Raw genomic sequence first — 20436 nt, 5'->3', positions numbered from 1 at the left:
GATCACCGCCATGACAGACGATCCCGGCGTACATTCGCATAGGCTGGCTTGGCGCCACGGGCTGGCGCTCGTCGCGATCATTATCGTCACCTCGCTCCCATTGATCTCCCTCTTCGCCGCGAGCTTTATCGCGAACGTGAACGGTAGTGCGCTCGACGAAGGCAATCCGCACCCCTGCCTCGTCCTCGGTTCGGACGTGGGACAAACCCTCTACAATATGGCGGTCGGCGGCTGGCTGACGATCTTCACCCTGCCCATTGGCGCGGGATTGTTCCTCTTGTGGTTGCTGGTCCTCGTCGTTCACTCCTGGCGGCGATGCAAGCGGCTGTCTTTCGATCGAACCGGCTGACACAGTGGTGAATCCCCGCCGCAGCCGTTCTTTTTCGCGTCGGGCGAACATTATCCGCCCACTCATTCATCGAGGTCACTCAAAATGTCGAGAAAGACGCCTTCCATGCCAGTCGGCGCCGGTTCCCTCCTTGTAGCCGTCGTCGCGCTCGCATCGCTTCCCGCGTTAGCCGCATCTACGGGGCCGTTCAGAGCCGTGGATCGCGACTCTCCGTCCAATTATTGGATCGAGGACCGTAGCTGGGGCGGCGGCGCTCGCTTCGTTTTTGATCTGAAGCAGAGCCTGGCGGCGGACGCGGCGCACCGAGATTTTCTCGCTGGAACCGAATTCGAAACAAATGTCCGGCCGCCTTCCCTGAAGTTTCTCGCGGGAGGCGGTCCTGAATTTACGTTCGGTTGCGCCGACCGGGATCCGGCAAAGAGCTACTGGCGCTTTCGAGTGGGAGTCACGCCGCCCGGATCTGGCATCACGAGCAGAGACGAGATCGCGTATGAGACGGGCATAAAATATTACTTCGGCGCGCCGGGGACGCTTATTCTCCTGGGCGAGGCTGACAAGGAGATGAGGCGCATTCCGCTTGCGCCGAGCAATGACGCGCTCGAAACCGCCGCTCTGACGCAAGACGATGTCCAAGCCATCCTGAACGCGCCCGTGATCCGCGCCAAGACGCCGCGGATTTTTTTCGAATCCGGAACCTCGGCGCTGAAAGCGACGATCGACGGCAATGCGAAGCTTCCCTGCGCCGCGCGGTGAGCTCGCGTGTCGATCGGCATCCCCCTCTCTCTCGAAGTCAGGATCGTAAAATGTCAGAAGCAAAGCGCGCGGCGTCGCCGTGTCGTCACGATCGCAGGGCTCGGAGTCTCGCATCGCTCCCGATCGAGGCCACCCCTCGGCGGCCGACACAGCGATGAGTCCACCCGTCACCCCGCGGTTCTCTTTTGCCCCTCGAGCGAAAGCTAACCGCTCACCCTTTCGTCTAGGTTGCGAAATGTCCAAAAAGACGCCTTCCACGCCAATCGGCGCCAGCTTTCGCCTTGCAGTCGTCGTCGCTCTTCAAATGCTCGCGTCGCTTCCCGCAATTGCCGCCTCTCCGGCGCCGCTCAGAGCCGTCGATCGCGATCCGCGGGCGAATTGGATCGAGGCCTTTGACTGGGGCGGCGGCGCTCGCTTTGTGTTCGATCTGAAACAGAGCAAGGAAGCGGGCGCGCCTTCCCTGAACTTTCTCGCCGGAGGAGCGCCTGAATTTGCCTTTGGTTGCGCCGATCAGGATCCGACCAAGAGCTACTGGCGCTTCCGCGTGGGAGCCACACCGCCCGGATCGGGCATCACGAGCAGGGACGAGATCGCCCACGAGAGAGGCATGAAATATTACTTCGGCGCGCCGGGGATGCTCGTTCTCCTGGACGAGGCGGACAAGGAAATAAAGCGCACTCCGCTTACGCCGAGGAACGGCGCGCTCGAAACCGCTGCTCTGAGGCAAGATGATGTCCGAGCCATCCTGAACGCCTCGGCAATCCGCGCCGAGACGCCGAGGATCTATTTCGAATCCGGAACCTCGGCGCTGAAGGCGACGATCGACAGGAATGCGAAGCTTCCCTGCGCAACGCCTGAGCTCGCATATCGATCTCATCCGCTCCCTCGCTCTCAAAGGCCAGTATCATAAGATGCCAAAAGCAAAGCGCGCCGCGCGCCGCGTCGCCCGAGTGTGCGTCGCCGCTATCGCTGGCTTGCAGATTCTCGCGTCGCTCTCGGTAGCGGCCGCCCCTCGGGAAAAACTCGAGGTCATCGACTCGAGCGCTCGATCCGAATGGGTTATCGACGAACACGCATGGGGCGGCGGTGTCCGCTTGTATTTTCTAGATGCGAAACATAAGTCCGGTCCGCCGGACCTGATGCCGAATTTTGCGCTCGGCTGCGACCGCATCGACCCCGCAAAGAGCGTTTGGAGATTCCTCGTAGAACTCGCACCGTTAGGCTCCGACGCTTCGGGCGAGGAGGAAACCGCCTATATGAAAAACAAGGCGTATTACTTCGGCGCGCCGGGGACGGTCATCCTCATCGACGAAATGGACAAGGAGTTCAAGCGCGTGCCCATTCTGGTGACAGGCTCGGGCACTTTGGAAACGGGGCGTCTGACGCGCGAAGAGGTCAAGAGCTTCACGGACGCTTCGCAGATCCGCGTCGAGACGCCGAGGGTCGTCTTCGATACGCGCGCCCTTGGGGCCAGTGGTCTCCACCTGATGCCCAAGCTTCCCTGCTCCGCGCCGTGAGCGCGGAAGGAGTATCTTGATGTGGAATAGACTGACGCAATTTCTCGTCGGCATCCTCTTGGCGACCTCACCCGCTTACGCCGCGTCGTCCAGCGTGACTATGGACGAAAGCGGCATCGTGGTCGCCGGCGCCTGGGGCGCACGCAAAGCCTACGCCCCTCTGGATGTTTCCCACATCTTGCCGGGCTTCCTCGGCGCCTGGGCCCTGCGTCCGGAAATCTGCGGCGAGGAGCCGCGCCCGGCCGCGTTCCCGGACCAGACTCCCAACGGATTCGTCGGGATCGCCGCCGATCGCATCTCCACCAAATCCGGCCCGCTCGTGGTCGCTGGCGCTTATGTCCGAACGCCGGAGACGATGACGCCGCGAGACGCAGAAGCCGCTCTGGCGGAGAAGCGCAAGATCGTCCTTTCGTCCGAGAAGGAGCGGAACGCCGCCGAGATGCTCGTCGAGCTACGCCCGCTTCGACAAGGCGAAAGCCATTTCTATCAGCTCAGCCTCTCGGATGAGAAGAAAACGCTCGTGATGGAGGAAGCCGGTCGTGAGCGCGTCACATTGAAACTTTGCGAGTGAGAGCCCCCCATCCGCCACGCAGCTTCATGCCTTGTCGCCGCGCTTGTCGCAGCTAACGTCCCCGGCCGCGAGGCGCATGACGCCGACGACAAAGGGACATAGAAAAAGCTTTCGTCGCGATATCATCCCGTGTCTCCCAACAGTCTTTTCCACTTGTGGCGCTGCTTCATACGCCGCTTTATCGACAACGGAACAATCGCGAAACCGGCGATGGATCGGGCCGCACCGTCCGCCATTCGAGAACGGCGCCATCGGATGAAAGCGTAAACTCCTCCGTAGAATCCCATTCGCCTCCGCCGCCCGAATTTCGAGCGTTGATAAAAATCGTACGGCGCGAGCTCCCCTTAGGGAGGACACCGAGAGCGATCATTTCCCCTTCCGCCTGATGCAGGCCTTCGGAATCGATCACGAGGATGGCGGTCGGTTCTTCCGCGGTGCAATCATGCGCCGAATAGGCCCATTTTCCGCGATATTGCAGCGGAATCTCATGCAACGGGCGCGGCGTCTCCGCAGCTTCAATTCCCTCTGGCGGGGCCCCGTTCGAGATTCCGACAGGGATCCGCGGCCGTCCGTTGCTCTTGGCGCGGTAGACGTCCGCCAGCCGCGACGGATTGCCGTCGACGATAGCCGTGCTCGTTTCCTTGTTCATCGTCAACGTGGCGCCTGCGTTGAAGTGGTCTTGCAGGAGAATAGCGACCGCGTCGGACAAGGCCTCGCCCTTGCTGCTCACTTTGTCCTCCGGTGCGATTTGCGCGCTGTATTCGGTCAAATAGTCCAAAGCTGCTTCATCGCGGCAGCCGGGTCCGGCAAAGCCCGGTGCGGACGGCCAAAAGCAAAATGAACAGGCTACAAAGCCGACCGTGGCGATTTGTCGCCATCGTCTTCGAGACATCGCCAGTCCTCGCGCAAGCCGTCCTATCCGTGGATATTCCCAGCGCCACACGCCATCAACATATACGACGTACCGGTTCGCTTTTACGCTCAACTTCGACCCGGACCGACGATAGCTTCGACAGGAAAGCAAAATCAGACATGAATGGATAATGTCCGCCTTCTCTTCAACCTTTCTCTTCACCCGCCTTTTGGTCGCTCTGGCGCTGCCTCAAATCCTGTCTGCCGGACCGGCATGGGGCGGCGCCGAAAATCCAATTGCCGAACTCGAACAGCATGAACTCGAACAGGCGACGCTCGCGTGCCAGTCCCGGAGTTATAAAGAGCTGTTCTGGGCAATGATCCGATCGGCAGCGGTGCGAAAGAAATACGCCGCGCCTCAGATCGATTATGCAGAACGCGGCGAAAACAGCGAGATGAGGAAGAGCGCGATTCCGAAAGAGAGTTACGACAAATTTCCCATCCAGACGTTCGATTTCTATTGGAAATCGACCGTCCCGGCGAAGCCCGGCGACAAAGATGAATATGTGATGATGGAGTTCAATCAGAGCCAGAGCAATCAGATTTCCGTCGACTGGACGCGCGTGCATTACCGCGGACCGTACGTGGGCGAGGAGAGTTTGGGGACGGCGTATGACCTCGACGGCAAACCTTACCGTCCGGGAAGGCGAGTCGATGGCCGATTGCTTCTCGACCCGACCAAAGATTGCTGGGAACTCGTCGCGGATATTCGTTACAGCAGGCGCTGATGGTCGCAAGCAAGGGCGAAGAGGTTGTCGCAAGCTCGTAGCGAGACTGCGGTAATCCGGTGAGCGGCCAATTTTCAGGGATTATCGACCATTTTGACGCCCGAAGCAGAGTGCGAGGAATCCATTCTGACGGCCTCTTCAGGCCGAGTTTTACCAGCATCGCTCACAGCCGATGTGCAAGAAACCGTGTGAAGGACAAATAAGGCGTTGCGACCGGAGACGCTGAATTTCAGTCCTCGAGGTCGGAACCGTGCATCATGCGCCCCGCCTGCAAATTATCCGGATTATGTCGTCGATCCGCATTCGGTTGCCGACAACTTGTCAGTTGAAGGAGGAGGGAACGCTGCAGGCCGCATACTGGATACGGCAGTTTTTAGTCGCTTCCGAGCAACTGCGCTGCGCGAGCTTGCTCGCCTTCTCCATCGTGTCGGCATAAGCGATAGCGACTTCCCGATTGTCACCGGAGGCGTAGGCGGCGCACCGGTTGCGGTAGGTCAGCCGGATCTTGCATTCGCCCGCACCACCGCTTTCCTCGCACTGGCGGAGAGCCCCCGAGATCGCGGCGTTTTCGTCCGGACGTCCGCGGCTCGCGCCGAACCCATTGCCGCCGAGGGCTATGGCGCCCCAGAGATTTTCCTCTGCGCCTGCCGGCGCAATTTGTGCTGTTATCCCGGTCACCAAAATGAATGCAAACAGTCTCATGCGCTTAGCTTGATTGCAAACCGATGCTTCACGCAATCGTCTGGGATGTACTGGTTCCTCATGGAGAAGGAGACTTCCGCCAGCGCTTTGTCCCGTATTTCATCGCTTCTTTCGGCGCGTGGCGCAGCGGTAAGCTGGATAGCTCAAGGCCAGGAGCAGATAGACAGACATGATCTTCACCGCGCTCGATCGGCTGCGGCAGGTGAGGACTCTGATGGTCGCTATGTCGCCGTAATCATGGCCGCGTGGCGTCTGATAGGGGTCAATCGTACCCGGCAGGCAATCGGCGACCGTAAAGGAAGGGTCGTTTCCATCTACCGGTTCAACGACGGTCGCTGGGTCGGTCCAGGTCCCCGGCGTCCAGCCTCTCATGTCAGAACGCAGGAATAGGATGCCTATAACCAGCACAAAGCCGATAACAGAGAGTCCGACCCAAGTTTTCATGACGTAGCCCCCCACGCTCCGGGATCATTTGACGCCAAAGGTGACGGGACCTGCGCGGTCACGAGCGCCGGCCGCGCCCTTCCTCCGCCGACTTGGCTAGATGATGGGGATGACGATGTAATTATGGGCCGGATCGGGGCGTAACCCTCAGAAGCTTTCGGCCGGCGTCTAGATGCGAGGCCGCCGAGTTATCACCATTCCTTCGGAGTTCCGTTAACCAGCTCCTCAACGATCTCGATGGGGCATTCGATTCCGCTCAATCTAGCGATCTTGAGGTAATTGGCCTGCTGTTGGGCGCTCTCGCAGGTCGACCGAGGAATGTTCCGCCCTTTGTCCGGCTCGTTGGTAATCTGATAGGTATGCTCTCCCGACGGCCACCGATAGACCGTGACATAGGCGAGCGTCGTAGCGGAACTACCATCGCCTCTGTGGGGGCATTCGGATTCATGCCCTGGCATCACTTTCGCCAGACATTCCCTTGCCGCGGCGGTGAAGGCGTCGTCGCTCGTCGGTTGGTTAACCACGGCGACATAGGCATCCTTGCTGTTCTTTCCGGCTTCCTTGCCCTTCCGGTTGGTAAAAGTCACGACTATCCCCCATCCCGGAATGAGATTCTCAGGCCATGGCGCAGGGGGGATCACCAAGCCGCGCCCGTCGCCAGAGCGGTAATCGCTGTCCGGTTGCACATCAGCCGCGCACATCGGCACGGAACCGACCCCTTGTCCTCCCTGTCTCGATCCGACCATCCTCTCGCCTGGGCTAGGTCCTGCCGGGCAGGGATAGACCTGGGCCTGCGCGGGGCGAGGCGCCAATTCGAGCCATGTCGCGCCAAGCAGTAATGATGTGCGGCATGCAAATCGCAACACACTGCTTACCAGTGTCGCCAAGATGGTCTCCTCTGTCCGTCGCCGTGCAGCAAACGCTTACCAAGAGCCCGATCTTTTCTGTACCATCGAATGCGTACCGGTGCATCGGAGCGGCTCGAATCCACGCCGTAGGAAATCAACGGCGATGCGCCCAAGACCGACAACGCCATCGGCGTGGCGATCCTGCCAATGTCCGGTACGCGCTCCTCTACGAGGGCGCGGGCCTTCATGATATCGCCGGCCTCGTCGACATGGCTTACCCAGACGAGCTTGTTCAACAGTCGTATCAGCCGGCGCCGGGCAGCGGGTCAGCAGTGACAACAAGAACCGACAGTTCGGTCATTCCGTCCTCCACGGCATATCGAGCGTTGCCCGATAGATGCCCGGTGCGGCAAGGCCGGCCGAAAATCGCCCGTCATCCTGAAACCGCGCTCGAAGGCGTTCGGCCACATTCTTCAGCCCGAGCCCCATGCCGGCGGGCTTTGGCCCAACCGTTTCCATCGGCATGTCGTTCTCGACGATCACGCGAAGCCGGTTCGTCTCACGACGGGCGGAAAGCGAAATACTGACCTTGTCCGTCATTGCCCCGACGCCGTGCTTGATCGCGTTTTCGATCAGGGGCTGGAGGATCAGACTGGGCACCAGAGCGTGACGCACATCATCCGGCATATCGATATGAAAGGTCATCCGATCCGAGAAACGCTCATGCTCTATCTCCAGATACTCCTCCTGCAACCTCAGTTCCTCGGACAATCGGACATCGTGGAACGGGTCCAGCGTCAGCGTTGTGCGCAGGAACGTCGATAGCGACAGCACCATCCGCTCGGCGCGTGTCGCGGAGCCTTCTTCAATCAGTCCGGCGATCGAGTTGAGCGTATTGAAGAGGAAATGCGGGTTTACCTGATAGCGCAGCGCCCTCATTTGCGCGGAAAGGGCGTCTTCCCGAACCACAGCTAATCGGCGCTCGCGATCCCTAACATCGAAGCTGTACAGAAGCGTCAGAAACACGCTGGACCAGCCAAAGAACGCTGCCCAGCAGATGAACAAGTCCTTAATATTATTGGAAATGGAAAAATCCAGATTGTCCTCTGCGAAGAGAATCCGGGATAATTCCCGAGTGAGGAAAAAATCTGTGATAGAAACGAGCGCAGATATCAAGAAGCAGGTGATGATGTTATAAATCATCGTGGCTCCGCGGAAATGCCAGACTGCAATCGACATCATTGAAAATGACAGAACTCCGGACACAAGAACGACAATTCCGGAGTGTCCAACGAAGCCTTCCGAACCATTTTCGTTCTGTTCCGATCCCGAAAAAAATGCAGATACGCCATATAATAACGCCGTCAGGAACAGGTATGTTATTCCCAGCTTGAACGCTTCCCCAAAGAGGGATTTTCGGGTTGGCATTCCTTCTTCCATCTTAATGGTCCCTGCTTCCACCAGGTTGGTAAAGATGCCCAGCGGATTGATTTGTCATCAGCCAGCGTAGAACTGGTACACCGTCGCATTTGATCGTCCTTGGCAACACGTCCACAAAAGATGGCCGATGGTCAATGGACAGGTGAAAATCCCATGAACTGGCGGGGGTTGGCCACATTGGGCTCGCTTATTGTCGCCATGCTGATTTTCTCTCATCACGACCTGAGGGGGTGGCCACCGCCAACTATCGAAATCTGACTTCCGTCGTAGGAGCCGACCCGGCCTAACCCCCGCAGCTTCACCGTCGAGGAATATCTGCCGGGCGCGATCAATCCCTGGAACAGCCCCGTTCGGACGGATATTGTGGGAACGCGACCGTCACCAACGCTGTCGCGCCGCAGCCGATTGCGCGCCGTCACGCTTCGCTGGCATATCTTGCCGTTTTCTCACTAGCATTCGTGGTGATGCGCTGTGCGCGAAGCGCCAACCATAGTAGTAACTGCTTGCTGTTAGGCGGCGCCGTAACGCGGTGTCTAGCAAGTTTGGCTCGCGAATTTTAACCTCATCCCGCGAAACGCGATGATCAATCGGTGTGCCGTCAGATCTTTCCGAACAGCAGGACTCCCAGAACGATCATAAATCCCGCCACGTCGATCGCCATGAGCGAATTCGACGCTGTCGAAATCAAGTCGGGCTCGAAGAGCGACAGGATGGTCGCGACGATTGTTGACGTCATGGCTCGGCGCTCAGCCTCTCTGGATCACGGCTTGCCTCGCGGCGATGCGCGCGCCGGCCTGGTAGGCGCCTTCGTGAATCAGCCGAATGAGACTGTCAACGGACTGATCCCATGACGGCGCGACGACGATCTTTCGTTCAGCAGTCCGGTTGCAAAGCTCCATTATCTTCTCCGCGAGCGCGCGTGGATCGAGCAGCGGCACGAAGTCGACATTGCCGCCGCCATTTTCGCGAAACACCGGTAGATCGGAGGCGATGACGGGCAGGCCGTGCCGGTTGGCTTCGACGAGGGGCAGACCGAAGCCTTCGATGACCGAAGGGAAGACGAGCGCGTGGGCGTGGCGATAGCAGAATCGCAGATCCGTGTCGCTCGCGCGGTCGAGCCAGAACAGACGTCGACCGAACTCCGGGTGTCGCGTGATGTCGTGAGCGAGCGCGTCGCTCTGCCAGCCGGGTCGTCCGACGATGAGATATCGGACGTCGACCCCCATGCGCCACAGTTGCTCGAAAGCGTGCAGCGCGATCGGGTAGGCCTTTCGCGGCTCGAGCGTTCCGACGCTAAGGAAACAGGGTGTCGTTTCCGCAAAAATGGCTTGCGCCATCGCGGAAACGGGCCGCCGATCCTCGTCTTCGAAATCAGCGCCGAGGCGCCACCAGCCGACAGGAAGATCGGGGCGCCCGAAAGGGGCGCATTTCTCGATGTACTCGATGAAATCCGAAGCAGCGCTGCGCGAGACGCAGACGACGCCGTCGCTTTCCATCACGATCGTGTCAAACCATTCCTGAAACTCTGCGTGCATGCGCGGCGAAACAGCCAGCGGATGCGTGAGCGGGATGAGATCGTGCACGACGGTGACGAGGCTTCCACCTGCCGCCCGCAGGCTGTGGATGATCGACTCGTATTCCCCGGTCAGGCCCCAGCAGGCGTCGAGCAATAGGAGTCGGTCCCCCGGCGCGAACGACAGCGGGCTCGACCAGTCCGGACTATCGTACCACGAGAGAAGCTTGCCGCTTTCGATGATCACAGGCATCGCAAAACCGCTTCTCGGGGCGCGCCGCGCGACCTCGCGCACGACGCGTTGAATGCCCGTCTGCCCTCCAAAGCGATGTGTCGGCGTCACGTCGATGAACAGCCGCCCTGCGGCGGATCGGGAGCAGCCGTGCGCCGGGGAGGAATTGGCAGGAAGGTGCGGGCGAGACTGGCAAGTGCGGACGCGCGAGCCGTCGTGAAGATGGCCGAGGCCGAGCGCGCGCGTCACGGTCCAGTAGAGTTCCCGCGCGCGGAAGTAGAGGGTCGCAGTGACCGGATCGAGAGCGTTCATGGCGCGGTCGCATATGAGATGTTGGTTCTCGGCCTGGATCCAGGCCGAAAGCCATGCATCGATGCGCCGACTGCGGTCGCATGGCGAGGATCCCGAAGAACCCCGATCTGCGCGATCCTCGTCGAAAAAGGCAGTGCGGATGTAGTCAACCATTATTGACTCCGTCTCTCTTCGCCTGGGGCTCAGCGCAGCGAGCAGAACGCAACCGAGGTCGTCGTCGCCAGCGCATCGCACGATTGTTGGATTGAAGGGCGCGGCTGGGCGCTGATCCGGGGGCTCGACGACGCGAAAGCACTCGCGCCGATTGTGACGACCACACCGAGACGCCTCAGCATATCGGGTGCGGCATACGCCTTTCGGCGCGGGGGGGCCGACAGGGGCAGGAGCGTGAGGGACATCTCCAAACTCCGAAGTGGGAAAACATCACACGTCCGCCAATATGCGTGTAAAAATTTCCCACGTCAAGGAGGCGTGGGATTGTGTCCCACTTTGACTCGGGTTACCAAGGTTCATGACCGAAAGCCGCGACGACGCGCTCCCAGACGCGCAGAAGCTTCAGCAGCCGATCGCGCGCCTGCTGCGCCCGCTCGTGCGGCTGTTCATCCGCTGCGGCACGACCTTTCCAGCACTCTGCGACCTGCTGCGGGAGCTTTACGTCAATGTCGCCGTCCATGATTTCGCCTTGCCGGACAAGGAGCAGACCGACAGCCGCATCAGCCTCTTGACGGGAATCCACCGCAAGGAGGTCCGGCGTCTGCGTGAAGCGGGGGCTCCGGTCCGCATGACGCCGGCCTCGCTGTCCCGCACGACCCAGATCGTCGCTCTGTGGCTGGCCGACCGCCGCTTCACGGACAGGAACGGCGCGCCGGCGCCGCTGCGGCGCGCGGGCTCCGGGCCTACCTTCGAGTCGCTGGTCGAGGAGGTCACCAAGGATCTTCGCCCGCGAGCCGTGCTCGACGAGTGGCTTGATCGCAAGATCGTAGTCCTCGACGCCAAGGGCCGCGTGGTCCTCACCGAGGCGGCGATCGCGCCGAACCGCGGCGACGATCGACAGCTCCATTACTTCGGCCGCAATCTGCACGACCATATCGCCGCGGCTGTAGAGAACGTGACCTCGAACCCGGCGCCCTTCCTCGAGCGCGCTGTCCATTACGAGGGCCTGTCCGAGGATGTGGCGCGCCAGCTCGAGGCGCTGTCCCGCAAAGTGGCGATGGAGGCGTTGCTCGCGGCCAACCGCGAGGCGCAGACGCTTCACCGGGGCGACGCCGGCGGCGAGTGGCGCTGGAACTTCGGCGTCTATGTCTACCGCGAACGGGAGCCGCGCGGCGACGGCGCGCCGGAAAACCAGCCGGGAGAGCCGTCGTGACAGGATTTCTACGGCTCGACCGGCGCCGGCTGATCGCTTCTCTCTTCGCCTGTCTCGCCAACGGCGCGGCGCCCGGGCGCGCCGGAGAGAAGCCGAAGGACAACGGCCTCGGGGGCACCGGCTACATTTCCGTGCTTCCCGACCCCGACAATGGATTGGGGGGCACCGGCGTCGTCGGCACGATCCGCGGCTTCGGCAGCATTCTCGTCAACGGGCTGAAGATTTCCTACGCGCCGACGGCGGAGGTGACGATAGACGGACAGCCGGTCGATGTTTCGCGCATGCGCGTCGGCCATGTCGTGTCGCTCGTCGCGCAGCGCAATGAAGCGGGCTTTACGACGACGCGCATCCGCATCCTGCACGAGGTGGTGGGGTCGATCGAATCGATCTCCGGTCGCAGCCTGCGCATCCTGGGGCAGAAGGTCGAACTCGGGCGTGGCGTCGCCGCCGGCGGACTGGCTGTCGGGCAGCATGTCGCAGTCAGCGGACTGCGCCTGCCGGATCAGACGATCGTCGCAAGCCTTGTCGAGCCCGTCGATGCCGCGGTAGCGCAAATCGTTGGCACGGTGACGCGTGACGCGGACGGACGGCTGGCGATCGGGGCGCAACCGCTCGCCGGCGCGGCGCGGTCGCTGGCTGGACAACGGGTCGCGCTGCGCGGCGCAGTCGCCGCCGGAGCCTTCGAGGTTTCCCATGTCGCGCCTGACGAGTGGCTGCCGCGCGGGGTGCGACAGGCGCTCGTCGAAACCTATGTCGAACGGGACGGCGATATGGTCGCCGCTGCCGCCGGGCCGATGCTGACGGCGCGGCGCGACCCCTCCTTCTATGGCGTCATCCGCGCCGTGATCGGCGTAGCCATGGACCGGAACGGCGGATGGTCCATCGAGACCTTCCGCGCCTCGGAAAGCCTCGGCGAGAAGGGTTCAGGTAAGGATTTCCGCCAGCGGATGAAAAGCGTCGAGGAAACCGCGCCGGCGCCCGCGGGCGACGGTGGCGGGTCGCGGTCCGGCGCCGAGGCCCCACCCAATTTCGGAAATGTGCCCTCTGGCGGCTTTGGAGATCCGTTCCCGTTCGGAGCCGGCGGAGCGCCTCCTGGCGGCTTCCCGGGGCCTGGAATGCCTGGTCCCGGCGGCCGTCCGAGGCGCTGAGCGCGCGTAACCAACTGTTTTCTGCGATAACAGTCCGCGAATGGCGACGAAATTCCCGCGCAGGCTGTTGACGTGTGAAATTTACCCACGCAGTATACGTGGGTAAATTTCACACGAAGCGGCGCCGCTCTATCGACGCCTCTTCGAAGTGACGGCCGACCCGGCCAGCCGGGTCGGAACGAACGGCCGCGCGAGTGAGCGGTCGCCCGGTCGGCCGGCTTCTTGCCCTCTCGAGCCGCCGATCCGTGCCCGGCGGGCATCCCCTGCCGGGCCACTGCCGTCCAGTGGCGGCAGGGGTCAACTGAAAACCGAAAGCAGGATTTCACGGAAATGAAAAAACCCACGCTCTCCATCCTCGCCCTGATCGCGCTCCTCGAACCGACGCGGGCCGCCGATCTTCCTTCGCGCAAGCCCGTTTACACGCCGCCGCCCCCGCCCGCCGCTCTGTGGAACGGGCTTTACCTCGGCCTGAACCTCGGCGGCGGATGGCCGGAACGCGGCGCGGGCGGCGTCGTCGGCGGCGCGCAGATCGGTTACAATTATCAGTTGACGCCGCTGTTCGTGGTCGGTCTCGAAACCGATTTTCAGGGAACCAGCCTTTCCCTCTCCGGCCGACGTCCGGCTCTGTTCGACCCGACTGCATTCGCTGCCGGCGCTGCGCCCCTTGTCCCATTTCCGGGAGCGCAAGGCGCACGTTCTGTTCCCTGGTTCGGCACTTTGCGGGCGCGCGTCGGGGTTCTGGCGCTTAGTCCGACCTTGCTGCTCTATGGCACGGGCGGCTTCGCCTATGCGGGCGCCGGCGGCGGCGTCGCGACGGGCTGGACAGTGGGCGGCGGCGCCGAATGGACCTTTGCACGCAATTGGTCGGCGAAGGCTGAGTATCTCTTCAACGACGTCTCGGGCGGCGCCGCGGGCGGCCCCGGCGGCAAGCGGGACATCAGCTTTCACGTCGTTCGAGCCGGCGTCAATTACCGCTTCGACGCCAGTGATCTCCTCAGCCTCACGAAATTCTGACCTGACTTTGGCGTGACCGGAAGGTTGATTTGGTGGCCGCCGCGCCGAAGGCGCGGTGGCCACGATTGATGGTCGAGCTGTGCATTTACGGTTTCAAAGCTCCACAATCTTCATCCCGAAGTCCACGTTCTCTAGCCGTCGCGCCGGCCTTATGGGCCCATAGCCCCTTGAGATTGCAGACGACGCGCATCGCCCCGCCCCGGTAGTCGAAGGAGTCGTGGGTGTGGCCGTGGATCCAAAGCGTCGGTTGACGCGCTTCGATGACGTCCGAGAGGTGGCTCACGAAGCAAGGCGTAAGCGGGTCGTTCGAGAAGCGCGCCGCCACCGCATCCGGATGCGGGGCGTGGTGGGTCGCGATCACAGTCGGACGCTCGGCGAGAACGCACCGATCCCGAAGCCCCCGGTCGGCCTCACCCGTTCGCTTCCCGCCCCACGCTGCACGGTGTGGCAGGGAGGGGCTTTCACCCTCCGGAGTGGTCGGTAGTTGAGCATCTAACCCGGTGTGATTCTCCTTTCTACGTATAGAGCTAGAGGGCTGCGCTTGGCGCACTGACGAGGAATTGGGCGAGAGAGAGGGCCTCGGCTCGTCGCGGAGTAACAACCGTGGCGAAAGCCGCCCAGAAGATCACGCTCTCCTCCTCCCGCGATATCCCGTTCGACAAGCTCGTTTTGTCGCAATCGAATGTCCGGCGCATGCAGGCGGGCGTTTCTATCGAAGAACTCGCCGCGTCGATCGCTCGGCGCGGGCTGATCCAAAGCCTCCACGTTCGCGCCGTCCCGACGCCGAAGGCGCCGAAACCGGTAAATTCGAAGTGCTCGCGGGCGATGCAGTTTGCCCGGCCAATCTGAAGCTCATCAAAAGGAATTGCTACAGCTTCAAAGGGGAGAGCTTCAGGGTTTGAGCGTGGATAAACCTCGCGCAGGACGGCCGCGGTAACGGCTTTTGGAGATTGTGCGCAATGAACCTTGGAAGCAGCGGATTGCTCGCCGCCGCCATCCTCATGCATTGGTTTTTAAGAATGTTGAGGGGGCCGAAGTAAGACTGCGGTAGGCATAGCCTAATTCAAAGTCTTGCGGGACCTGCCTAAGTTACTCTCAGGCGCTAAGATCGACGCGCCACTTATTCGGATGGCGATAAGAGTCGGGGTTGAATGATGAATAGACTTTCCTTTGCATTGTGCGCTGCTATTCTTTCCGCCGCGGTGTCTTCTGTGGCTACGCCTGCTTTCGCGTTGGGCGGTTGCGGCCCAAACGGGCATCGGAATGGGCGGGGTTTTTGCGTGTTCGGCGGTCAAAATCGGGACTGGTGCCTGAGAAGGACGGGCCATCCTGCCACTCGCATGCCGAACGGCACGCTCCGCTGTTTCAGGTAATCGCCTGAAAGGCAATCCGAACTCATCCGGAGGTTGAGCGCGCGGCCGCGCGCTTATCCTCGCGCTCGGGAAGAGAAGCCGCCAAAGTTCCGCGAGCCTCTCCACGCTTCTCGCTCTTGAGCCCAAGCTCTGTCCGGGACAGCACTGACAAGCGGCTGCATCGGATTATCTCTGAGCGTCTGCGAAGGTCTCGGCATGAGGCTAAAGAAAAAAGCCCGGGCGCATGAAAATGCCGCGCCCCGCGCGCGTTCGAACTCGAAACATACCGCTCACGCAACGCATCGACGCCCAAATGCGCAGCTATCGTCGCCATGACCCGCCTCCAGCGATTCATGACGACGCAGCCTAGCTGCTTCGATGCCAAACCGGAATCCCCCGCAGCCGACGCAGACTGCCAAAGTAGTGCTAGGACGGCGACGCCACGATCGACAGCCGATTTCGACCGCTTTCGTTGAAAGCGTAGCCAAGGAAATCCTCCAAGACTCGCTGGTTTCATTGCGATACATCCGCGGACCTCAGGTCAAATTACCATGGATGCCATCAATGGGCGCGGAGCGAGGCTATCGGCTAGGATAGCAAGGGAGGTCTGGACGTCCGATCGAGAGGCTGGTCCGCCGAGACAGAGGCGTACGGCCTCCGGCGGAGCGGAGGTGACAGCGAACGCGTCGCTCACTGCAACACTGACGCCAAGTCCTCGCAAATGGGACTCGAACGCGTGCCGATTCCAGCCCTGTGGCAGACGAAGCCATAGGTGGAAAGCCTCTGGATCCGAAACATAGCTTCCGACCGGAAGCGTTCGAGCAACCAGCTCCTGCCGCGCGCGCGTCTCGCTCCTTATGCCTTCCAAAGCAGCGCTGGCAACGCCTTCTTCGATCCAACGGGTGGCGATCGCGGTGGTAATGGGAGACGCGAACACGTTGGTCATGCTCAACGCGGACATAAGCCTCGCGGCATGTCTGCCTTCTGGCACGCTCATATAAGCGACGCGTAATCCTGCGCCGACGCATTTGGCGAGACTCGACACGTGAAAGGTAATGTCGGGGGCCAATCGAGCGAATGATGGCGGAGATTCGAGGGGCAACGCGCCATAGGCGTCATCCTCAAGAATCATCACCCCTTGCGCCCTCGCCACCTTGATCAGCGCTTCGCGCCGTCTTTTCGAAGTTGTCGTCGTCGTCGGGTTCAAGAGCGTGGGATTCATGTAGAGCAATTTGACGGCCGCATCATTACAGGCCTTCGCGAAGGCCGACGCATCGATTCCTTCATCATCCAAGGGCAGGCCGACGAGACGTAGCCCGAATTGCTGAGCCAAGCTTTTGAAGCCAGGATAGGTGAGCTCTTCGCAACACACCACGTCTCCCGGCTGCGTAAAGCCCGACAGCACGCAAAGGAGAGACGCCTGCGCGCCCGGGAACACGAGCAAACGGTCGAGCGCCAGGTCGCCCAGCCGCGGCGATAGCCAACGTGCGCCGGCTGCGCGGGCTTCCGGCGAGCCGCCGAATTCCTGGTAGCGTAGGAGAGACGGTAAATCGTCCAGCCCCTCTATCCCGGCTTGCATCCTTTCCAGGAGGGCAGGCGCGTAGGGTTCGGGAGGCATGTTCATCAGCATGTCGCCGCGCATGGGGGAACGCGGCGGCGCCGCAGTCCGTCGTTCGGCGGGGCGGCGGACAAAGGTCCCTTGCCCGACCCGGGAGTCTATCAGACCGCGTTGCTGCGCTTCGGTATAGGCTCGCGCCACCGTCGCGAGGTTCACCCCGAGCTTATCCGCGACATAGCGCTGCGGGGGCAAGCGCGCAGACACGGCAAGCCGGCCAGACTCAACGTCCCTTTCGATTGCGTCGGCAATCTCCAGATATACCGGCTTTCCGGCGTTCTCAATCTCCGGCAGCCAGTACTGCTGCTTCCCAGTCATTCGAGCCTCTGCGCCAAACATTCTCGATTTCGAAACCCGTAGCCGACGCTTTAGTCTATGCCTGCAATTCGTGGGCTAGAACTCCTGACATATTCAATCATTCGATCAATTTCCAGTCATTGCGTCGGGCAAGCCGCAAAAGAATCGAGTAATTGGTCGAGGTCCGCTTCCTCGTTGTACGGATGATCCGACCGGCACGGGCCCGGCGGCGCGGGCGACGCTGGATACGCCGCCGTTCATCTCGTCAACCCGGCAAGACTCATAACGGTCCGAAATAGCATCGCAACGGCGGCGAGTGCGACTACGCTCCCGACCCAAAGGGCAACGAGCCAGCCGAGACGGCGGACCCATACGATCCGAAAGAGCGGAAGGGCTCGCATTAGTGATAGCCCTCGCCAGTCCGCACTTTGCCGCGGAAGACATAGTAAGACCATGCAGTGTAGGCGAGGGTGCAGGGGATGATGAATAGCGCTCCAGCCAGAGCGAAGCCCATGCTCTGCGCCGGCGCCGCTGCATCCCAAATGGAGACGGCCGGTGGAATGATGTTTGGCCAGAGGCTGATGATCAGGCCTGTATAGCCGAGAAACAGCAGCAGCAGCGTCAACAGGAAGGGCGCAACGTCGCGGTCGTCGCCGAGTGTCTTCAGGAGCGTACAGGTGGTAGCCAGCACGAGCATCGGCACAGGGGCGAAGAATATGAAGTTGGGCAGCGAGAACCATCGGGCCGCCACTTCCGCGTGAGCGTATGGCGTCCAGAGGCTAACGATCGTGATGGCCCCGAGCAGAGCTATAGCGACCGGCCGCGCGAGCGCGCGCATGCGGCGTTGGAGAGGGCCTTCGGTCTTCATCACAAGCCATGTTGCGCCGAGCAAAGCATAGGCGATCAAAAGGCCAAGGCCGGTAAAGAGACCGAAAGGGGTGAGCCAGTCCAGCAGACCGCCGGCATAGGCGCCATCCCTGACTTCGAAGCCGTTGATATAGGCTCCCAGCGCGATGCCTTGTGAAAAGGTCGCGATATAAGAGCCCCAAGCGAACGCCTTGTCCCAGAAAGGCTTGTGCGCCTCGTCGGCCTTGAATCGGAACTCGAAGGCCGCCCCGCGCCAGATTAAACCTGCAAGCATCGCGACCAGCGGCAGATAGAGCGCGCTCAGGAGAACCGAATAGGTCAACGGGAAGGCTGCAAGTAAAGCAGCTCCGCCGAGCACCAACCACGTCTCGTTGCCGTCCCAGACCGGCGCCACCGTATTGACCATGGTGTCTCGTTCGGAACGGTCGCGCACAAAGGGGAACAGTATGCCGATGCCAAGGTCGAACCCATCCATGACAACATACATCATGAGCCCGAAAGTGAGGACAAAGGTCCAGAGGAGGGGAAGGTCTATACCCATGGTTGGGCCTCCTTAGCGGATTGCTGGGCGGATATTGTCGGGGGCGGCGGAGAGCGGCCGGGCCGCATGCGGCGGCTGTCCGTGGTTAGGCATATTCTCGACGCCCAGCCCCTCCTGCGGCCCTTTCGCAACCAGCTTCAGCATGTAACCGATGCCGGTCCCGAAGACGGAGGCATACATGACGACGAACATGAGCAACGTGGCGGATAGCGCCAAAGCCGAGTGGTTCGAGACTGCGTGCTCGGTCCGCATCGCGCCGTAAATCACCCAAGGCTGCCGCCCGACCTCTGTGGTGAACCAGCCGGCAAGAATCGCGATCGTGCCGCTTGGTCCCATCATTGTCGTAAACCGCAGGAATGTGCGGTCGTCATAGAGTCGCTCGCGCCAGCGCAGCCACAGGCCCCGGAACCCGAGCAACAGCATCAGCAGGCCGAGACCAACCATCACTCGGAAGGACCAGAAAACAATCGTGGCGTTGGGCCGGTCCTGCGCCGGGAAATCCATCAAGCCTGGAAATTGGCCATCGAGATCATGGGTCAGGATCAGGCTGGCGAGCCGTGGAATTTCGATGACGTAGCGTGTGGTCTCAGCCGCCATGTCGGGCCAGCCGAACAGGATGAGGGGTACGCCCTGGCCTGGTTCGTTGCGCCAGTGACCTTCCATGGCGGCAATCTTGGCTGGTTGATGCTCAAGCGTGTTAAGACCGTGCGCATCGCCGACGGCGACTTGAATCGGCGCTACGATCAAGATCATCCACATCGCCATCGAGAGCATGGCGCGCACTGCCGCCGTCGCGCGCCCGCGCAGCAGATGCCAGGCTCCTGCAGCCCCGACGAACAGCGCGGTGGCGAGAAAGGCCGCGATGGAAGTGTGTGCGAGCCGGTAGGGGAAGGAGGGGTTGAAGATCACCTTCAGCCAATCAACCGGTACGACGCGACCGTCGATTATCTCAAAGCCCTGTGGCGTTTGCATCCAGCTATTGGAGGCAAGAATCCAAGTCGCAGATATGAGAGTGCCTATTGCGACCATCACGGTCGCAAAGAAATGCAAGCTCGGTCCCACTTTGTTCCAGCCAAATAGCATCACGCCGAGGAACCCTGCCTCGAGGAAGAAGGCGGTGAGCACCTCATAGGTGAGTAGTGGGCCAGTAATGCCGCCGGCGAAAGTGGAGAAGTAACTCCAGTTCGTCCCGAACTGATAAGCCATAACCAGTCCTGAAACGACGCCCATCGCGAAATTCACCGCGAATATCTGCGACCAAAAGAGATAGAGGTCCCGATAAACGGAATCTTTCTTCCAGAGCCACAAGCCTTCCAACACAGCCAGATAGCTGGCGAGCCCGATCGTGATCGTCGGGAAGATGATATGGAAGGACACTGTGAATCCAAATTGGACGCGGGCGAGATCGAGCGCCGTTAATTCGAACATGTCTTTTCTCCTGGACGGGACAAGCGACCAATTCGACAGTGGCAAATTGGCGCAGCCTGAACGGCTGCGGTTTTGACGGCCTTGTGCATTTGGGTGGGCTTTCAAAACCTGAACGACCGCGCGTTGCAGTCCGCGTTAGGCCTCTATGGCGTGTTGCGCTGCCATGCGTGCGCTGGATTAGGAGGACTTGCGGCCAGCGATCAGGGAGTGGACCCGCGACTGTGATCCGCGTCGGGCATTTGATCCTGCAGCAGCCTGGCCGAGTAGCCGAGGAGCTCGCGCACTTCGCGTTCCAGTTCTTTCAGTCTCGCGCGCTCGCTGTTCGATAGTTTGGCCCGGGGGCCTGTCCGCATAGCGCAAGCTCGCAGCGCTTGGGCTGTGATCGAGGAGATCTCCGCCAATTGTGAAACTTGGCCGGTGAGCATCGACGTCCCCTCTGCATCTCGTTGCCACACAAGTGAGTTTGTAGTGAGATTGCTTCTGATAC

At 61.2% G+C, this 20436-nt stretch carries 23 protein-coding genes and 1 pseudogene; 11 read left to right on the top strand and 13 right to left on the bottom strand.

From position 1 onward, the window contains the following. Window positions 1-10 precede the first annotated feature (10 nt). The 5 genes from JJT62_RS13455 (at window position 11) to JJT62_RS13435 (ending at window position 3190) form a co-directional block, all read left to right on the top strand. Window positions 11-349, top strand: a complete 339-nt coding sequence (locus JJT62_RS13455) for a hypothetical protein (RefSeq protein ID WP_202073278.1) — start codon at window positions 11-13, stop codon at window positions 347-349. A gap of 195 nt (window positions 350-544) precedes the next feature. Then, on the top strand, window positions 545-1102 hold the full coding sequence (locus JJT62_RS13450; protein WP_370568549.1) for a hypothetical protein: 558 nt from the start codon (window positions 545-547) through the stop codon (window positions 1100-1102). Between the two features lie 418 nt (window positions 1103-1520). After that, the gene (locus JJT62_RS13445) at window positions 1521-2012 is read left to right on the top strand and encodes a hypothetical protein (RefSeq protein ID WP_246744883.1); all 492 of its coding nucleotides are present in this window, start codon (window positions 1521-1523) and stop codon (window positions 2010-2012) included. Window positions 2013-2358: 346 nt separating this feature from the next. Next, a complete protein-coding gene (locus tag JJT62_RS13440) occupies window positions 2359-2619 on the top strand; it encodes a hypothetical protein (RefSeq protein ID WP_202073275.1) in 261 nt (86 codons plus the stop codon). A gap of 19 nt (window positions 2620-2638) precedes the next feature. Further along, window positions 2639-3190: a hypothetical protein gene (locus JJT62_RS13435; RefSeq protein ID WP_202073274.1), complete on the top strand. Its 552-nt coding sequence runs from the start codon at window positions 2639-2641 to the stop codon at window positions 3188-3190. Window positions 3191-3368: 178 nt separating this feature from the next. Here the strand turns inward: JJT62_RS13435 and JJT62_RS13430 are convergent, their stop codons facing one another. Then, the gene (locus JJT62_RS13430; protein WP_202073273.1) at window positions 3369-4082 is read right to left on the bottom strand and encodes a hypothetical protein; all 714 of its coding nucleotides are present in this window, start codon (window positions 4080-4082) and stop codon (window positions 3369-3371) included. Window positions 4083-4233: 151 nt separating this feature from the next. Here JJT62_RS13430 and JJT62_RS13425 point away from each other — a divergent pair, with 151 nt between their 5' ends. Then, window positions 4234-4830 carry a hypothetical protein gene (locus JJT62_RS13425; RefSeq protein ID WP_202073272.1) on the top strand — a complete coding sequence of 199 codons (597 nt, stop codon included), beginning with the start codon at window positions 4234-4236 and terminating at the stop codon, window positions 4828-4830. 321 nt (window positions 4831-5151) lie between these two features. Here the strand turns inward: JJT62_RS13425 and JJT62_RS13420 are convergent, their stop codons facing one another. The 7 genes from JJT62_RS13420 to JJT62_RS13390 form a co-directional block, all read right to left on the bottom strand. Continuing rightward, the gene (locus tag JJT62_RS13420; RefSeq protein ID WP_202073271.1) at window positions 5152-5532 is read right to left on the bottom strand and encodes a DUF4189 domain-containing protein; all 381 of its coding nucleotides are present in this window, start codon (window positions 5530-5532) and stop codon (window positions 5152-5154) included. 99 nt (window positions 5533-5631) lie between these two features. Further along, a complete protein-coding gene (locus JJT62_RS13415; protein ID WP_202073270.1) occupies window positions 5632-5904 on the bottom strand; it encodes a hypothetical protein in 273 nt (90 codons plus the stop codon). A 263-nt stretch (window positions 5905-6167) separates the two neighbouring features. Further along, entirely contained in the window at window positions 6168-6563 is a 396-nt protein-coding gene (locus tag JJT62_RS13410; protein ID WP_202073269.1) for a hypothetical protein, read from the bottom strand. A 284-nt stretch (window positions 6564-6847) separates the two neighbouring features. Beyond that, window positions 6848-7120 (bottom strand): hypothetical protein, encoded by a 273-nt coding sequence (locus JJT62_RS13405; RefSeq protein ID WP_202073268.1) that lies wholly within the window; start codon window positions 7118-7120, stop codon window positions 6848-6850. 61 nt (window positions 7121-7181) lie between these two features. Beyond that, complete coding sequence (locus JJT62_RS13400; RefSeq protein ID WP_202073267.1) at window positions 7182-8264, bottom strand: sensor histidine kinase; 1083 nt, start codon at window positions 8262-8264, stop codon at window positions 7182-7184. A 598-nt stretch (window positions 8265-8862) separates the two neighbouring features. Continuing rightward, a complete protein-coding gene (locus tag JJT62_RS13395) occupies window positions 8863-9000 on the bottom strand; it encodes a hypothetical protein (RefSeq protein ID WP_202073266.1) in 138 nt (45 codons plus the stop codon). Between the two features lie 10 nt (window positions 9001-9010). Then, window positions 9011-10321 (bottom strand): glycosyltransferase family 1 protein, encoded by a 1311-nt coding sequence (locus tag JJT62_RS13390; RefSeq protein WP_246744882.1) that lies wholly within the window; start codon window positions 10319-10321, stop codon window positions 9011-9013. A gap of 511 nt (window positions 10322-10832) precedes the next feature. Between JJT62_RS13390 and JJT62_RS13385 the strand changes: the two genes are divergently transcribed. From JJT62_RS13385 to JJT62_RS13375, 3 genes are all read left to right on the top strand, one after another. Continuing rightward, a complete protein-coding gene (locus JJT62_RS13385; protein ID WP_202073264.1) occupies window positions 10833-11687 on the top strand; it encodes a DUF6502 family protein in 855 nt (284 codons plus the stop codon). Next, window positions 11684-12835 (top strand): DUF5666 domain-containing protein, encoded by a 1152-nt coding sequence (locus JJT62_RS13380; protein WP_202073263.1) that lies wholly within the window; start codon window positions 11684-11686, stop codon window positions 12833-12835. The genes JJT62_RS13385 and JJT62_RS13380 overlap by 4 nt, the downstream gene beginning before the upstream one ends. 330 nt (window positions 12836-13165) lie before the next feature. Then, window positions 13166-13849: an outer membrane protein gene (locus JJT62_RS13375; protein ID WP_202073262.1), complete on the top strand. Its 684-nt coding sequence runs from the start codon at window positions 13166-13168 to the stop codon at window positions 13847-13849. A gap of 85 nt (window positions 13850-13934) precedes the next feature. On the opposite strand, the gene JJT62_RS13370 is transcribed toward JJT62_RS13375, so the two are convergent. After that, window positions 13935-14210 carry a hypothetical protein gene (locus JJT62_RS13370; RefSeq protein WP_202073261.1) on the bottom strand — a complete coding sequence of 92 codons (276 nt, stop codon included), beginning with the start codon at window positions 14208-14210 and terminating at the stop codon, window positions 13935-13937. Between the two features lie 242 nt (window positions 14211-14452). Between JJT62_RS13370 and JJT62_RS19210 the strand changes: the two are divergent. Then, window positions 14453-14673 (top strand): annotated as a pseudogene (locus JJT62_RS19210) (ParB N-terminal domain-containing protein); the annotation flags it as partial. Window positions 14674-15003: 330 nt separating this feature from the next. Continuing rightward, window positions 15004-15222, top strand: coding sequence for a GCG_CRPN prefix-to-repeats domain-containing protein (locus JJT62_RS19600; protein ID WP_370568556.1), 219 nt, complete (start codon window positions 15004-15006; stop codon window positions 15220-15222). A 520-nt stretch (window positions 15223-15742) separates the two neighbouring features. Here JJT62_RS19600 and JJT62_RS13360 read toward each other — a convergent pair. From JJT62_RS13360 to JJT62_RS13345, 4 genes are all read right to left on the bottom strand, one after another. Then, complete coding sequence (locus JJT62_RS13360; RefSeq protein WP_202073259.1) at window positions 15743-17134, bottom strand: PLP-dependent aminotransferase family protein; 1392 nt, start codon at window positions 17132-17134, stop codon at window positions 15743-15745. 236 nt (window positions 17135-17370) lie between these two features. Beyond that, on the bottom strand, window positions 17371-17514 hold the full coding sequence (locus JJT62_RS13355; RefSeq protein ID WP_202073258.1) for a DUF2474 domain-containing protein: 144 nt from the start codon (window positions 17512-17514) through the stop codon (window positions 17371-17373). Then, window positions 17514-18521: a cytochrome d ubiquinol oxidase subunit II gene (gene cydB, locus JJT62_RS13350; RefSeq protein WP_202073257.1), complete on the bottom strand. Its 1008-nt coding sequence runs from the start codon at window positions 18519-18521 to the stop codon at window positions 17514-17516. Before cydB ends, JJT62_RS13355 begins: the two co-directional genes overlap by 1 nt. Window positions 18522-18533: 12 nt before the next feature. Next, window positions 18534-19949: a cytochrome ubiquinol oxidase subunit I gene (locus JJT62_RS13345; RefSeq protein WP_202073256.1), complete on the bottom strand. Its 1416-nt coding sequence runs from the start codon at window positions 19947-19949 to the stop codon at window positions 18534-18536. Between the last annotated feature and the right edge of the window lie 487 nt (window positions 19950-20436).

This window comes from Methylocystis sp. Sn-Cys, assembly GCF_016745395.1.
GTDB classification, from domain to species: Bacteria; Pseudomonadota; Alphaproteobacteria; order Rhizobiales; family Beijerinckiaceae; genus Methylocystis; species Methylocystis iwaonis.
This window is presented reverse-complemented; position numbering and strand designations above follow the sequence as displayed.

What these genes read in the sequence shown, in the direction of transcription:
- JJT62_RS13430 (WP_202073273.1), bottom strand. Translation starts at nt 4,082, where the DNA reads ATGTCTCGAAGACGATGGCGACAAATCGCCACGGTCGGCTTTGTAGCC.
- cydB (WP_202073257.1), bottom strand. Translation starts at nt 18,521, where the DNA reads ATGGGTATAGACCTTCCCCTCCTCTGGACCTTTGTCCTCACTTTCGGG.
- JJT62_RS13375 (WP_202073262.1), top strand. Translation starts at nt 13,166, where the DNA reads ATGAAAAAACCCACGCTCTCCATCCTCGCCCTGATCGCGCTCCTCGAA.
- JJT62_RS13355 (WP_202073258.1), bottom strand. Translation starts at nt 17,514, where the DNA reads ATGCGAGCCCTTCCGCTCTTTCGGATCGTATGGGTCCGCCGTCTCGGC.
- JJT62_RS13390 (WP_246744882.1), bottom strand. Translation starts at nt 10,321, where the DNA reads ATGAACGCTCTCGATCCGGTCACTGCGACCCTCTACTTCCGCGCGCGG.
- JJT62_RS13455 (WP_202073278.1), top strand. Translation starts at nt 11, where the DNA reads ATGACAGACGATCCCGGCGTACATTCGCATAGGCTGGCTTGGCGCCAC.
- JJT62_RS13385 (WP_202073264.1), top strand. Translation starts at nt 10,833, where the DNA reads ATGACCGAAAGCCGCGACGACGCGCTCCCAGACGCGCAGAAGCTTCAG.
- JJT62_RS13425 (WP_202073272.1), top strand. Translation starts at nt 4,234, where the DNA reads ATGTCCGCCTTCTCTTCAACCTTTCTCTTCACCCGCCTTTTGGTCGCT.
- JJT62_RS19600 (WP_370568556.1), top strand. Translation starts at nt 15,004, where the DNA reads ATGAATAGACTTTCCTTTGCATTGTGCGCTGCTATTCTTTCCGCCGCG.
- JJT62_RS13345 (WP_202073256.1), bottom strand. Translation starts at nt 19,949, where the DNA reads ATGTTCGAATTAACGGCGCTCGATCTCGCCCGCGTCCAATTTGGATTC.
- JJT62_RS13435 (WP_202073274.1), top strand. Translation starts at nt 2,639, where the DNA reads ATGTGGAATAGACTGACGCAATTTCTCGTCGGCATCCTCTTGGCGACC.
- JJT62_RS13420 (WP_202073271.1), bottom strand. Translation starts at nt 5,532, where the DNA reads ATGAGACTGTTTGCATTCATTTTGGTGACCGGGATAACAGCACAAATT.
- JJT62_RS13360 (WP_202073259.1), bottom strand. Translation starts at nt 17,134, where the DNA reads ATGACTGGGAAGCAGCAGTACTGGCTGCCGGAGATTGAGAACGCCGGA.
- JJT62_RS13415 (WP_202073270.1), bottom strand. Translation starts at nt 5,904, where the DNA reads ATGAGAGGCTGGACGCCGGGGACCTGGACCGACCCAGCGACCGTCGTT.
- JJT62_RS13400 (WP_202073267.1), bottom strand. Translation starts at nt 8,264, where the DNA reads ATGGAAGAAGGAATGCCAACCCGAAAATCCCTCTTTGGGGAAGCGTTC.
- JJT62_RS13440 (WP_202073275.1), top strand. Translation starts at nt 2,359, where the DNA reads ATGAAAAACAAGGCGTATTACTTCGGCGCGCCGGGGACGGTCATCCTC.
- JJT62_RS13395 (WP_202073266.1), bottom strand. Translation starts at nt 9,000, where the DNA reads ATGACGTCAACAATCGTCGCGACCATCCTGTCGCTCTTCGAGCCCGAC.